At 41.8% G+C, this 14981-nt stretch carries 13 protein-coding genes; all 13 read right to left on the bottom strand.

Features of this window, described 5'->3' with window-relative positions; all coding sequences use genetic code 11:
* From ftsA to rsmH, 13 genes are read right to left on the bottom strand one after another with little or no spacing between them, the layout of a single operon-like run.
* Positions 1 to 1233, bottom strand: a complete 1233-nt coding sequence (gene ftsA, locus I6F45_RS02985; protein ID WP_197118615.1) for a cell division protein FtsA — start codon at positions 1231 to 1233, stop codon at positions 1 to 3.
* Positions 1230 to 2009: a cell division protein FtsQ/DivIB gene (locus I6F45_RS02980; RefSeq protein ID WP_007582934.1), complete on the bottom strand. Its 780-nt coding sequence runs from the start codon at positions 2007 to 2009 to the stop codon at positions 1230 to 1232. Before I6F45_RS02980 ends, ftsA begins: the two co-directional genes overlap by 4 nt.
* Before the next feature lies 1 nt (position 2010).
* The gene (locus tag I6F45_RS02975; RefSeq protein ID WP_024592944.1) at positions 2011 to 2931 is read right to left on the bottom strand and encodes a D-alanine--D-alanine ligase; all 921 of its coding nucleotides are present in this window, start codon (positions 2929 to 2931) and stop codon (positions 2011 to 2013) included.
* Positions 2928 to 4379, bottom strand: coding sequence for a UDP-N-acetylmuramate--L-alanine ligase (gene murC, locus I6F45_RS02970; RefSeq protein WP_002957994.1), 1452 nt, complete (start codon positions 4377 to 4379; stop codon positions 2928 to 2930). The genes I6F45_RS02975 and murC overlap by 4 nt, the downstream gene beginning before the upstream one ends.
* Positions 4380 to 5456, bottom strand: a complete 1077-nt coding sequence (gene murG / locus I6F45_RS02965; protein ID WP_197159601.1) for an undecaprenyldiphospho-muramoylpentapeptide beta-N-acetylglucosaminyltransferase — start codon at positions 5454 to 5456, stop codon at positions 4380 to 4382.
* Positions 5453 to 6628 (bottom strand): cell division protein FtsW, encoded by a 1176-nt coding sequence (gene ftsW / locus I6F45_RS02960; RefSeq protein ID WP_007582927.1) that lies wholly within the window; start codon positions 6626 to 6628, stop codon positions 5453 to 5455. Before ftsW ends, murG begins: the two co-directional genes overlap by 4 nt.
* Complete coding sequence (murD, locus tag I6F45_RS02955; RefSeq protein WP_197159600.1) at positions 6625 to 7959, bottom strand: UDP-N-acetylmuramoyl-L-alanine--D-glutamate ligase; 1335 nt, start codon at positions 7957 to 7959, stop codon at positions 6625 to 6627. The genes ftsW and murD overlap by 4 nt, the downstream gene beginning before the upstream one ends.
* Positions 7960 to 9042, bottom strand: a complete 1083-nt coding sequence (gene mraY, locus I6F45_RS02950; RefSeq protein WP_007582922.1) for a phospho-N-acetylmuramoyl-pentapeptide-transferase — start codon at positions 9040 to 9042, stop codon at positions 7960 to 7962.
* Positions 9042 to 10424, bottom strand: a complete 1383-nt coding sequence (locus I6F45_RS02945; RefSeq protein ID WP_197159599.1) for a UDP-N-acetylmuramoyl-tripeptide--D-alanyl-D-alanine ligase — start codon at positions 10422 to 10424, stop codon at positions 9042 to 9044. The genes mraY and I6F45_RS02945 overlap by 1 nt, the downstream gene beginning before the upstream one ends.
* Positions 10421 to 11899, bottom strand: a complete 1479-nt coding sequence (gene murE / locus I6F45_RS02940) for a UDP-N-acetylmuramoyl-L-alanyl-D-glutamate--2,6-diaminopimelate ligase (RefSeq protein WP_197159598.1) — start codon at positions 11897 to 11899, stop codon at positions 10421 to 10423. The genes I6F45_RS02945 and murE overlap by 4 nt, the downstream gene beginning before the upstream one ends.
* The gene (locus I6F45_RS02935; RefSeq protein ID WP_197159597.1) at positions 11892 to 13709 is read right to left on the bottom strand and encodes a penicillin-binding transpeptidase domain-containing protein; all 1818 of its coding nucleotides are present in this window, start codon (positions 13707 to 13709) and stop codon (positions 11892 to 11894) included. Before I6F45_RS02935 ends, murE begins: the two co-directional genes overlap by 8 nt.
* Positions 13706 to 14032, bottom strand: a complete 327-nt coding sequence (gene ftsL / locus I6F45_RS02930) for a cell division protein FtsL (RefSeq protein WP_007582915.1) — start codon at positions 14030 to 14032, stop codon at positions 13706 to 13708. The genes I6F45_RS02935 and ftsL overlap by 4 nt, the downstream gene beginning before the upstream one ends.
* Positions 14029 to 14967 carry a 16S rRNA (cytosine(1402)-N(4))-methyltransferase RsmH gene (gene rsmH / locus I6F45_RS02925; protein WP_008167099.1) on the bottom strand — a complete coding sequence of 313 codons (939 nt, stop codon included), beginning with the start codon at positions 14965 to 14967 and terminating at the stop codon, positions 14029 to 14031. Before rsmH ends, ftsL begins: the two co-directional genes overlap by 4 nt.
* Positions 14968 to 14981 lie beyond the last annotated feature (14 nt).

Here is a 14981-nt window from a genome sequence, read left to right as displayed (position 1 = left end):
TTAAAACTCGCCTTGGAACCATTTAGTAATGCGGTTCCACCAATTATTGTTATCCTCTGCTTTCGACTTTTGTGCATTCATCGATTGCATGGTACGCCCGTATTGTAACAAACCAACAGCGGTTGCGTACGAAGGATCATCTACGTAGTCTGTCAAACCAACCATCCCGATTGGTTTGCCTATCCTTACTGGCATTTGGAAGATGTCTTCTGCCACTTCCATCGCGCCAGTCATTTTAGCAGTTCCGCCTGTTATAACGAGACCTGCCGCAATTTGGTCTTCTAAGCCTGAACGACGAATTTCTTCCATCGCAAGCTCAAATAATTCTCTAAAACGAGGCTCTACCACCTCAGATAATGTATGGCGCGACATCAGTCTTGCTGGTCGTCCGCCTACACTAGGTACTTCAATCGTGTCTTCACTACTAGCCATTTGACTACTAGCACATGCGTATTGTACTTTGAGTGACTCTGCATGTGATATAGGTGTACGAAATATTTTTGCAATATCACCAGTAACTTGGTTACCAGCCACAGGTATAACGGCAGAGTGACGAAGCGCACCATTAATATAAATGGTGATATCCATAGTACCGCCGCCAATATCAAGTACTGCAACACCAAGCTCTTTTTCATCTGGCGTAAGCACTGAATAACATGATGCCAACGCAGTAAAGATAAGCTGATCAACTTCAAGACCACAGCGCTCTACGCATTTCTCGATATTTTTTGCCATATCGTTTGAGCACGTAATAATGTGTGCACGCGCTTCCATACGAACACCACTCATGCCCAATGGGTTTTTAATGCCCTCTTGCATGTCGATACTGTATTCTTGCGGCAATGCATGCAGCATTTTACGCTCTGCCGAAATAGGCACAGAACGCGCAATATGAATTACATTTTCAATGTCTTCTTCAGTGACTTCAGTGTTATTAATTGCCACCACGCCACTTTCGTTTTGACATTGTATATGCTTGCCAGAAATACCCAAATACACAGAGCTAATACGACAATCAGCCATTAACTCGGCTTCGTCTATTGCTCGGCGAATAGACTCAGACACTAAGTTTAAATCGTTAACGCCGCCTTTATCCATACCATGAGATACTTGGCTGCCCACACCAACAATGCTGAGCTTGTTATCTGCGGTGATTTCACCTACCGTGGCAACCACTTTCGAGGTGCCAACGTCTAACCCTATTACTAGGTTTCTTTCTGCTGACTTAGTCATGCCTTACTCTTATTTTGTAATTGTTCTTCTTGCACTGGCTTAAAGCTGACTGCAAGGCCGGTATCATACCGTAAATCTATTGTATCTACTTGTGCATCTGCACGTTGTTCCATTCGTGGATAAACGTCTATAAAACGTTGTACACGCTTGGCTTTATCTTTACGTCCTAAATTTAAACGTATTCCGTTATCTAACCATAGTTGCCACGAAAAGCGCTCCGACAATGCCAAACTTGTTAACGTTAAGCCGTTAACTTTTAGCATTTCATCAAATTGCTTAAAAGCAATCCACGCTTCTTCTTCGCTGCCTTCTGGGCCGTATAACTGCGGTAAGTCATCATCTAACTTATCGCTGCTGGCTTGAAATGCTTGACCACTTTGGTTGAGCAATAAGTCGCTATTCCAATGTGCTACTACTTCATGTTCAACAACATATACTTGTATAGTATCAGGCCATTGTTTACGCACCGAAGCGGTAGCAACCCAGGGTAAGTCTTGAACTAGCTGCTGCACATGCTTAACATCAAGTTCAAAAAAACTACTTAAATCGGCTTTTTTAATCGCTTTTATAATTGCCGTTTCATCTGTGTATTTAGGCTGCCCTTGCACTGTAAGGTGCTTAATTTGAGCATCTTTGTTTTCAACTAACCAATCCGATACACCTGTCGTAATTTGCACTAAGCCAATTACAACTATCAGAAAAAAGCTCACACCAAAAATCAGAGACCAATTAAGTTTCAGTTTGATTTCCTGAGCTTTTTCTAAAAGGGGATGCATATTAAAGCGTTTGCTCTAAAATGCGAACAACTAATTGTTCAAAAGTTGCCCCATTCGCTTTTGCTGCCATTGGCACTAACGACTTTTCAGTCATGCCAGGTACTGTATTTACTTCAAGCAGGTAAAAGTTACCTTGCTCGTCTTGCATCGCATCAACACGGCCCCAACCACTTGCGCCCACTAAATCAAATGCATCTAGCGATATAGCTTGTAAGTACTTAGTATCTTGCTCTGATAAATCTGCAGGGCAATGATACTGCGTTGTATTTGATTGATACTTAGCTTGGTAATCGTAAAAACCATTTGGTGTCGTCATCTCGATGACTGGTTGTACTTCATCGCCAAGCACTGTAACTGTGAATTCACGTCCCGTGATCCACTGCTCTACAAGCACTTGATTATCAAACTTAAATGCATTAGCTAGTGCGTCTTCAAGTTCTTGTGCTGTACTTGCTTGCGCCATACCTATGCTTGAGCCTTCGTGCGATGGCTTAACCATTACCTTTTTAAACTCACCCATAATAGCTGCAGCATCAAAGCCTTTTTTAGCGTCAACTACGGTATAAGGTGCAGTGCTTAAACCCGCTGATTTAAATAAGTGCTTACAACGTACTTTATCCATAGCAAGTGCTGAACCCAGTACATTACTGCCCGTGTAAGGCAGGTTCATAAACTCAAGCGCACCTTGTACAGTTCCGTCTTCGCCACCACGACCATGCAAAGCAATAAAAACGCGCTCTACATTTAATTCTTTTAACTCCCACAAAGAACGACTTTGCGGGTCAAATGCAATTGCATCAATGCCACTATTTTGCAGCGCATTTAAAACAGCCTGACCCGATCGTAAAGACACTTCACGTTCTGCTGAGTTACCACCTAGCAGTACCGCTACTTTACCAAATTGTGTGTTTACCTGAGTCATACTTCACCTTGCTTAAGTTTTTCTATCGACATACCCGTCGCAGCTAATGTTTTAACTAACTGACCTATATTACCAGCGCCTTGGGTTAATACTAAATCATTATTTTGTAAATTTGCGGCCAAAACGCCTGCAAGCTCTGCATTTGTTGCTACATGTAGCGGCTCTTTGCCACGTTGACGAAGGCTACGGCATAAGCTTTTGCTATCTGCACCAACAATTGGATCTTCACCAGCGCTATACACATCAAGCAATAGCAACTGATCTACATCAGCAAGTACTTTTACAAAATCTTCGTATAAGTCGCGTGTACGAGAAAATCTATGAGGTTGATATACCATTACTAAACGCTTATCAGGCCAACCTTCACGTACTGCTGCAATTGTTGCTGCAACTTCTGAGGGATGATGCCCGTAATCATCAACTAACATCACATTGCCACGCTCGTTTTCAAATTCACCATAGTGTTGAAAACGACGACCAATACCTTCAAACTTCTGCAGCGCTTCTAAAATTGCATGATTCGCAATGTTTTGATCTTTTGCCACAGCAATCGCAGCGGTTGCATTAAGTGCGTTGTGTCTACCTGGCATATTCAACGTGGCAGTTAAACACTCACCTTGTTTGTTAGTTACTGTAAATGTGCATGTATTAGCTGATTGGCTAAAGTCGCTCATGCGGTAATCAGCATCCTTCGATTCACCATACGTGATAACTGGGCGACCAAAGCGCGGGATAAGTTCAGCAGCAACTTCAGAATCAATACATACAACAGCTAAACCATAAAACGGCAAGTTATGAATGAAATCTACATACGTGTCTTTCATTTTTTCAAGACTGCCGCCATAAGTATCCATGTGATCTTCTTCAATATTTGTGATCACCGATACCATTGGCTGTAAGTGTAAAAACGACGCATCGCTTTCATCAGCTTCTGCAATTAAAAAATCACTTTTGCCTACTTTTGCGTTACTACCTGCGCTATTTAACAAGCCACCAATAATAAAGGTTGGATCAAGCCCTGCTTGTCCATAAATACTCGCAATTAAGCTTGTTGTCGTTGTTTTACCATGCGTCCCCGCAATTGCTATACCGTGGCGAAAACGCATTAATTCAGCCAACATTTCTGCGCGGCGCACAACGGGGACTCTTGCGGCTTTAGCTGCAATAATTTCAGGATTTGTTTCATCAATCGCACTTGAAACAACGACTACATTGGCATCTTTCACGTTATTTTCATGATGGCCAATAAATACTTCTGCACCGGCTTTAATTAAACGATCTGTCATAGCGCTATGGGCAATGTCAGAACCTGTAATACGGTAGCCTTCAAAAGCGAGTACTTCAGCAATACCGCCCATACCTGCTCCACCAATACCAATAAAGTGAATGGTTTCTATTCGGCGCATTGCAGGACGTGTGTGTTTTTCTTGTACTGACGTTTCTTTCACTTATTTTCTCTTATTTGTTACTTGCTCACAGTGCGTTGCTACGCTTGCTGTGGCATCTAAAATGGCTTGTTTTTTTGCATTTGTAGCCATTTCAGTAATTAATGAAGGTTGGGCTAAATACGGGCTTAATAGTTCAACAATTGATTGTTTATTAAACTGCCCTTGTGGCATTAATAATGCGCCATTAGCCATCACTAAATATTGTGCGTTCGCTGTTTGATGGTCGTCCACAGCATGGGGAAACGGAACAAAAACGGCCATTTTACCTGCCGCTGCAATTTCGCTAACAGTTAACGCACCAGCACGGCAAACAACAATGTCGGCCCAGCTATACGCTGCGTCCATATCATCAATAAATTCAGCTATTTTTGCATTACTGCCTGTAAAAGCATGCATTTTATAAGCGGCTTCTACGGTAATTAAATGACCCTTACCTGTTTGATGCCATACACTTATTGGAGCTGTATTATTTAGTGCTTTAAATGCTTCTGGTAATGTTTGATTAAGCACTTGTGCACCAAGCGAGCCGCCCACTACTAAAATATTAATAGGGCTTGATACATCGCGTTTGACTATATTCATAACGCTTTGGCGAACTGGGTTACCTACTAGCTCGGCTTGACCCTGTGCAAAAGCACTTGGAAATGCAGCTAATACTCGTGTAGCCACCTTAGCTAGCAGTTTATTGCTCATACCCGCTACAGCGTTTTGCTCGTGAATAACCAGCGGGATACCTAAACTTTTTGCGGCAATTCCCGTTGGACCCGTAACATAACCGCCCATTGCAAGTACTACATCAGGACGCTGTTCTTTCAATACCTTACGCGCCTGCAATACTGCATTAATTACCATGAATGGGGCTTTAATAAGACGCTTTAATCCGTTACCACGAACACCTTTAACGTTAATAAAATCAATATCTATATTGTGCTTAGGTACAACGCTCGCTTCCATTCGATCTGGTGTGCCGATCCAGCTAACTTGCCAGCCCTGCTGTTTTAAATAATCGGCTACTGCAATACCGGGAAAAATGTGTCCGCCAGTTCCACCAGCCACTACTACTAATTTTTTACTCATCGCTTACCTCCGCGTGAGGTGGCTTGTTTGGTTGCCATTTTGGTTTCAAAATCTACGCGTAATAAAATACCCGTGGCAATCGTCATAATTAATAAGCTTGAGCCGCCATAAGAAATAAACGGCAGGGTTAAACCCTTCGTCGGTAAAATACCCGCGCTCGCACCTACATTCACCATGGTTTGAAATGCAAACCAAATACCAATGGCAAATGAAAAGTAGCCTTCGTATTCCTTGCCGCACTTAAGGGCTTGTTGGCCTATTAATAAGGCTCTAAATACTAAAGTAGCTAATACAGTTAAAATACTTACAACGCCTATTAAGCCAAGTTCTTCACCTATAACGGCAAAAATAAAATCGTTATGTGCTTCAGGTAAATATTGTAGCTTTTGTACACTGTTACCTAAGCCTTGGCCAAACCAACCCCCCTGGCTATATGCCATTAGCGATTGCACCAACTGATAACCCTTTCCAAAAGGATCATCCCAAGGGTCTAAAAAGCCTACAACACGCGCCATACGATATGGTTCAACAATAATAAGTAATACAACCAGACCAACGCCCGTTAAAATAAGTACAAAAAACTGCCATAACTTAGCACCAGCTAAAAACAATAAACCAACCGTTGTTACAAACATAACAACCACTGTGCCTAAATCTGGCTGCAGCAGAATAAGCAGTGCATACACTGCAAATACAGCAATTGGCTTTGCAAAGCCTTTAATATTTTCTTGTACTTCTTCGCGTTTTCTTACCAAATAACCCGCAATATAACTAAAAAAGTACAACTTAGCGGCCTCAGCCACCTGAAAACCAACAGGTCCAATAGGTATCCATCGTTTAGCGCCGTTTACTTCACGCCCAATAATCAATACCGCTATTAATAGCACCATACCTAGTATTAATAGATAAGGGTTTGATCGTTTCCACCACTCCATTGGCACACAAACACTTATCCAAAAAAGCACAAAAGCCATTGCCAAAAACATGCTGTGGCGAATGGTAATATGGTACGGGTCATCAAATAACCGCTCTGCGGTAGGCATCGATGCGCTGGTCACCATGATAAAACCAACACCAATGAGCATTATTACGCAGTACAATAGCGGTACATCGTATAACTGCGCCGAAGGCTTAGGTGTTAATGCGTCTCTTATATCGGCAAAAGCAATCATAACGCCCCTGCCATTACACACTGAACAAAGTCATCACCGCGTTGCATATAGTTGTTATACATATCAATACTGGCACATGCGGGTGCTAATAAAACAATATTGCCTGTACTACTAAGTACTTTGGCCAAAGTAACGGCTTCTTCCATATTGTTAGTTAAATAACTCTTATTGGTAATCGCAGCTAAGTCACTTGCATCTTTACCAAAACAAATTAATGCTTTTACATGCTGTTCTATGTAAGGTTTAAGCGCATTTAAATCAGCGCCTTTGGCATCGCCACCAGCAATAACAATCAGATTTTCACCGCCACTAGCTAAACTATCTATTGCAGCAATGGTCGCTCCAACATTAGTTGCCTTTGAATCGTTAAAATACTTTACACCGTTAAGCTCAGCTACAAATTGGCAGCGATGAGCCAACCCATTAAATTGACCTAATGCATTTTTATATTGCTCTTTGCTTACTTCAAACGGACTTAAGAGCGCCATTACTGCAAGCGTATTTAAATAATTGTGCTTACCCACTACCGCAAGCGTATCAACAGGTAAAAAGGCATCGCCTTTAACCGTAAAGTGAGTTTCGCCATTATGTTGCGCTAAATGGTAATCACCTTGTTGAGCACCAAAGCTGATTAGGGGGGTAGAACCGCGCTCAACTGGATGTGTTTGCATATCGTCTGCGTTGACAATAATAAGCTCTGCACCGTCATAAATACTTAGCTTTGAGTCTATATAAGCTTGGTAACTGTCGTAGCGATCAAGGTGATCTTCAGACACATTTAATACCGTTGCACTCACAGGTTTTAAACTCGTTGTGGTATCTAGCTGAAAACTAGATAACTCAAGTACATACACGTCAAAATCATCACTGAGCAAATCAAGCACCGCTGTGCCAATATTTCCACCCAAAGCAACTTTATAGCCGGCTTGTTTTAATACTTCATAAGCGAGCGTAACCACGGTTGATTTACCATTAGAGCCCGTTACTGCAACAACCGGTTTTGAATTAATACGTGCAAATAACTCAACGTCGCCAATCACTTCAACACCTGCGTTAATTGCATTTGCAACAGCTGGTATTTTTAAGCTAAGCCCAGGGCTTATAATAATCATATCGCTTGAACAAAGCTCTGCGTCATCCAAATTACCAAAGTGGGTATCTAGAGTTGGCGCGTGCTCTTTTAACCAATCAATCCCCGGCGGGGTTACTCGGCTATCAATGACCTTTGGTGTGAGGCCATGAGATAATAGAAAACGCACAATGCCCAGACCGGTTACACCGAGTCCGAGCACTGTTATTTGTTTGTTTTTTATCTCGTTTAAATACTGCATTTATCGAATCTTTAAAGTAGCTAAGCCAGCAAGCACTAGCACAACAGAAATAATCCAAAAGCGCACAATAACGCGAGGCTCTGGCCAACCTTTTAATTCATAATGATGATGAATCGGCGCCATTCTAAAAATGCGTTGTCCGCGTAATTTATACGACCCCACTTGTAATATTACCGATAGCGCTTCCATTACAAATACACCGCCCATAATAATAAGCAGTAACTCTTGGCGTACTAAAACAGCAATAATACCTAATGCACCACCAAGTGCTAATGAGCCAACATCGCCCATAAATACTTGTGCTGGGTAAGTGTTAAACCATAAAAAGCCAAGCCCTGCGCCCACAATGGCAGTACATACAACCACAAGCTCACTCGCCAGCGGTAAATGTGGAATATGTAAGTAAGCCGAAAAGTTAATATTACCTGTTAAGTAAGCAATAATTGCCAATGCCGAAGCCACTAAAATAATTGGCACAATCGCCAAGCCATCTAAACCATCGGTCAGGTTTACCGCGTTTGATGTACCTACTATGGCAAAATACGTAAGCACGATATAAAACAAACCTAATTGCGGTAACACGTCTTTAAAAAATGGAACAACAAGTGATGTTTCAGATGCTTGTGCACTGGTAAAATACAAAGCAGTAGCTACAACTAATGCAATGACTGACTGCCAAAAGTACTTCCACTTAGCAATTAAGCCTTTTGGATCTTTACGAATAACTTTACGGTAATCATCAACAAAGCCAACAATACCTAAAGAGCCAATTACAAACAGTGTTGCCCATACGTATTTATTTGATAAATCGGCCCAAAGTAGCGTGCTGGTAAAAATGGCCGCTAAAATAAGTAAGCCGCCCATAGTCGGCGTACCCGACTTAGACAAATGCGATTGCGGACCATCGTCTCGAACTGTTTGGCCTATTTGCATACGTTGCAAACCACGAATTAACTTAGGTCCTAAATAAAGAGACATAATTAGCGCAGTTAAAATACCTAAAATGGCACGTAGCGTTAAATACGAAAAAACATGAAAACCACTAAAATACTGTGTTAAATACTCTGCCAGCCAAACTAACATTATGATACTCCATTGATGGCTTGTTGCTGGCCATTAACTAAATCGGTTACTAATAATTCCATGCGAGAACTGCGCGATCCTTTCACTACTATTGTTGTTTTAGTATTCACTTTATTAATACTTTCTTGAATTTTTTGCTGCATCTGTTCGCGGCTCGAAAAGTGGCGATTAGGTAGTTCAAACACATCACTTGCGTATTTACTTAACACACCTAATGTAAATAACTCATCAATCCCTTGCTCAAGTGCATACTCGCCAACTTCTTGATGGTACGTACGTGCATCTTCACCTAGCTCACCCATGTCTCCGAGCGCTAAAATGCGGTGACCTTGCATATCACTTAACAAGTCAATCGCAGCCTTTACCGACTTAACATTGGCATTATAGGTATCATCAACCACGGTGAGTAAATCAGACACTTCAATTAAATTAACGCGCCCTTTTACATCACCCATTGTGGCAAGTGCATTGGCTATTTCTTCAAGAGTTACATCAAACTCGCTAGTTAATGCGGCTGCAATAAGCGCGTTCCCAATGTTATGTTTACCAGGCAATGCTAAAGTAACAGGTACTTGCTTGTTTTTAGTGCAAAGCGTAAAGCTTGCACGCGCATTGGCATCAAGCGTGATGTTCTCTGCCCAAATATCTAGTTTTTCAGTTGTAGAAAAACGTTTAACACTTCGCCCTTCAAGCTTATCTAACCAATATTGGCTAAATTCACTATCACAGTTAACAATCGCAACGCCGTTATCTTTAAGGCCATCAAAAATCTCACCTTTAGCTTTTGCGACGCCCATTAAACTACCAAAACCTTCTAAGTGGGCTGCTGCAACATTACATACAACGGCTACATCTGGTTTTGTCATTGCAGTGGTGTAGGCAATTTCACCTAAGTGATTTGCACCCAGTTCAATAACCGCAAAACGATGTTGAGGCTCTAAGCGCAATAACGTAAGTGGGACGCCAATATCGTTATTAAAATTACCTTTAGTCGCTAATACATCACCGTGAACCGACAAAATTGCCGCACACATTTCTTTTACGGTGGTTTTGCCTACACTCCCTGTAATTGCAATTGTTTTAGGCGCCACCTGGGCCATAACAGCGGTGCCAATTACACCTAGTGCAATACGTGTATCGCTTACTATAAATTGTGGAATATCTACATCAACTTTGTGCTGAACAATAACGCCAATAGCGCCTTTTTGTTTAGCCTCAGCTATAAATTTATGCCCATCAAAATTTGGCCCTTTCAGTGCTAAAAACACTTCGCCATCGCACACTGTACGAGTATCAGTATTTATATTAAGCACGTGTTGATTATCACCTTGATAATCGGTTGTTAGCACATTAGCTAACCAATCAAAATCCATTGGGATCATTGTGTTATCCCTCTTACTGCTTTTTTTAGTTGTTCTTGTACATATCGGCGATCGCAAAAGTCGATTCGCTTATCGCCTATAATTTGATAATCTTCGTGGCCTTTGCCTGCAATCAAAATAACGTCATCTGCAGTCGCGTTTTCAATAGCAAACCTAATTGCAGTTGCTCTATCAGCCTCTAAATGTGCGTTTTGAGGATGGGTTAAACCCGCTGCCACATCTGCAATAATGTCATCAGGATTTTCTGAGCGAGGATTATCACTGGTAATAATCACTTTATTCGCATTTTGCTCTGCAGCTTGCGCCATTAATACGCGCTTGCCTTTATCTCTGTCACCACCGCAACCAAATACACAACTTACACCGCCTGGCACATGCAGCTGCAATGCTTGTAACGCAAGGGCTAGTGCATCGGGCGTATGGGCGTAATCAACAACACACGTTGGCATACCTGCTTGGCTAAATGCTTGCATTCGCCCTGCTACTGGCTGTAACTGCGCACAACCTGCAACTAATTGCTCAAGCGGATAACCAAGCCCTAGTAATGTAGCGAGCGCTGCCGTTAAGTTATATAAGTTGAATTCGCCAAACAGAGGCGATTTAACTGATAAATCCCCCCAACTAGTCGACAACTGCGCCGAAATACCTTCACTTGAATACTCAACATTAGAAAAGTAAACATATTGACTGTTTTTAGGAGCTAAGTTTTTACGCCCATAACAAATTAGGTTATTAAAATCATACTTTTCAAGCCATTGCTCAGCTTGAAAATCATCTTGATTAAGCACTACAACTTGCGGTTCAAAATCACGGAAAAGCATTAGTTTCGCATCACCGTAACTTGCCATATCACCATGGTAATCTAAGTGATCACGCGAAAGATTAGTAAACACAGCAGCTTTAAATGCGCATTTAGCAACACGTTGCTGCACTAACCCATGAGATGATACTTCCATGGCTACTAGCTTTTTATGCTGCGAATTTAAATCACTCAAAATATGCTGTAAATCAACCGCAGAAGGCGTGGTGTTAATCAGTGGAATTAAATTATCAGGGTGGCCGTAACCTAAAGTCCCTATAATAGCCGAATCAGTACTGCAAAATTGCGCCAAGTGGGCAATCATTGCTGTGGTTGTCGATTTACCGTTTGTACCTGTCACGCCAATTAAATCAAGAGCCTGACTTGGCTGGCTATAAAAGCGACTTGCTAATTCTGGAAGCTTTTTATCAAGCTCCGAAACTAAATATAGTGGCTCAAAACTTGTTTCAAATTCACATAATCTGTCAGCAATAATAGCTGTTGCGCCATTTTCAATTGCTTTATTAATAAATTGTCCGCCATCAAGTGCATGGCCTTTAATAGCAACAAATACATCACCTGGCGTTACTTCACGACTATCAAGGCGTAAATGTTTTACCAGCTGCGAGGGCGCATCTATTTCGATGTATTTTAAAATATCCTTTAAATCACGCATCGTTATCTTTACCTTGTACGTACGCAACCTCTTCCTTGTCAGGCGCTATGTTTAATATTCTTAATGCGTTAGAGATGATTTCTGCAAATGCAGGGCCAGCGGTGGCACCTCCATAGTACACATCACCACCTGGTTCATTAATCATAACTACCACGGCTAAACGAGGATTACTTGCCGGCGCTACACCTGCAAAATAACCTACATATTCATCACCATAACCACCTGCTACGGCTTTTTTAGATGTACCTGTTTTACCAGCTGCACGATACCCATCAACTTTTATGTTGCGAGCAGTACCGTCTTTTTCAAATACACTTTCCATCATGTGCACCACGGCTTCTACGTCTTTTTGTTTAAAAATACGTTCGCCTTCAGGTATATTGTCTTGCTTTAAAATAGTCAGAGGTCGGTTAACTCCACCAGCGCCTAACATGGTATAAAAGCGCGCCATTTGCGCAGTGCTTACCGAAATTGCATAACCAAATGATAAAGTGGCAATTTCAAAGTCAGACCAACGACGATTTGGATAAAACAAACCGCTGCTTTCGCCTACCATGCCTGTTCCAGTGTCACTGCCAAACCCTACTTTTTGGTATAAGCCAACAAGGTAATCTTTAGGCACTAACTGAGTAACCTTCGCAACTCCCATGTTTGAGGAGTACTTTAGTATTTCGCGCAGTGTTAGTTCGCCGTGATTACGGGTATCTCTCACTAAACTACCACCTAAACGCATCCAACCTGGGTAGGTATCAATCGTGTCATCTGCCTGAATGGCGCCGTAGTCTAGCCCAGCCAAAATGGCTAGAGGCTTAACAGTTGAGCCTGGTTCAAACAAATCTGTAATTGCGCGGTTACGACGCTTATGAGGTGCAGCATCGCTTAAGTTGTTTGGATTAAATGAAGGGCTATTTACCATTGCCAGTACTTCACCGGTTTTAACATCAACTACCATAGCTGAGCCCGATGTGGCTTTATAAGTCAGTACAGCTGATTTTACGGCCTTGTACGCAATGGCTTGAATTCGTTGATCAATACTTAATTCTATACTTTCTGGCTCTACACGTTCACGTTCGTCAAGTACTTCTACCTCACGCCCTTGTGCGTCTTTACGAATGGTACGGCGGCCTTCCTCGCCCGTTAAAGCGTTTTCGTATAGCTTTTCAATACCTTCAATGCCTTTGCCATCGATATTGGTAAAGCCAATTACATGCGCGGTAACTTCACCTGCAGGGTAGTAGCGTTTAGATTCATCTAGTAAATGGATACCAGGGAGGCGTAAATCACCAATATAATTTGCTACAGCAGGAGTAACTTGGCGCTTTAAATACACAAAGCGACGCGAAGGATCGTTTAAAAGTCGAGAATTAATCTTTTTAGGATCAATACGCAGCACATCTGCAAGCTCGCGCCAACGTAAATCGTTTTTATAATAAAGTGCAGTACGCTTATCAAGCTCAACAGTGTTTTCAGTTAAAGATAAGTGATCTTCGCCGCTTTTGCGGGCTTGTTTGATTACTTTAGATACAAGCGATTTATGTAATGCTTTAGGATCAGCATACACACTTACCACAGGCACACTTACCGCTAATTCTTTACCATTGCGGTCAAAAATCATTCCGCGTTGCACATGCAGTTTTTCAACACGTACCGTACGTTTATCACTTTCTGAACGTGCTTTATCAGGTTCTATCACTTGTAAATAAGCAGCGCGAGATACGAGTGTTACAAACACCATAAACACAACTGTACACACCAGCATAAAGCGCCATGTGATTAAATTAGTGACTGGTTTTTTGCCTCTATTTCTCATTGTACTATTATTACCTGCTCATCTTGACTCGTAGGTCGTTTCATTTTTAATTGTGATATAGCAACTTCTTCAATGCGTGCATGTTGCGAATAAAATTCTTCTTCAACAAGTAAGTAGCGCCACTCTAAATCGAGTTCATCACGTTCTTGTAATAATTGATCTTGCTTTATAAGTTGCCCACGAGCTAAATGTGTTGTTTGCACAACAGCTAAACTAGAAGCGAATATCACAACCAACAAGGCCGAGGTTAGCTTGTTAGCACCTAGGCCTTTTAATATTTCAAAGAATAAATTGGGTTGACGATAGCTCGCTTTTTTACTCATCCCAACCTCTGTGCAATCCTAAGTACAGAACTACGAGAACGTGGATTACGTTCTACTTCAACAGTACTTGGCTTAATAGCCTTACCCACTGCTTTTAACGTCAGGTTTTTATTTATTTGTGCATCAGTTAAAGGCAGACCTCTGGGTAACACTTCTCCCCTACTCTGTTTTCTAATAAACTGTTTTACAATACGATCCTCTAGTGAGTGAAACGAAATCACCACTAAACGTCCGCCTGGCTTTAGCACTTTAACTGCAGACTGTAGCGCTGTTTGAATCTCTTCAAGCTCGCTATTGATATAAATACGAATCGCCTGAAAAGTACGTGTTGCAGGGTGCTTAAACTTATCTTTTACAGGTACTGCTTCATCAACAAGGTCAGCAAGTTGCTTGGTTGTTGTGATTGGCGTGTGCTCACGAACTTCGAGTACTTTGTGTGCAATGCGTTTACCAAACTTTTCTTCGCCCAGTTTTTTAATTACGTGGGTAATATCATCTAACTCGGCTTCTGCTAACCACTGTGCAGCACTGCGACCTGTTGTTGGGTCCATACGCATATCAAGTGGCCCATCTTTCATAAAACTAAAACCACGCGCAGCGTCATCCAGTTGTGGCGACGAGACACCAATGTCTAATAAAATGCCATCCACTTTACCAATTAGATCGTTCTGCTCTGCTACTTCGTATAAATTTGAAAAACGAGTATGTGCAATCGCAAAACGTGGATCATCAGCAAATTTTTCGGCTGATTGTATCGCTTGTGGATCTTGGTCAATTGCTTGCAGGCGACCTTCATCACCTAGGCGTGCTAAAATTTGTCCAGAGTGGCCGCCACGTCCAAACGTACCATCCATGTATATACCGTCTGGCTTAATTGCGAGGGCATCGATGGTTTCGTCCATTAATACGGATACGTGTTCAAATTGCGCTGTCATTAGCTATTATTTGC

Source organism: Pseudoalteromonas sp. SWYJZ19 (assembly GCF_015864375.1).
GTDB classification, from domain to species: Bacteria; Pseudomonadota; Gammaproteobacteria; order Enterobacterales; family Alteromonadaceae; genus Pseudoalteromonas; species Pseudoalteromonas arctica.
The sequence above is the reverse complement of the archived record's forward strand: the minus strand, read 5'-3'. Positions and strand labels throughout refer to the sequence as shown.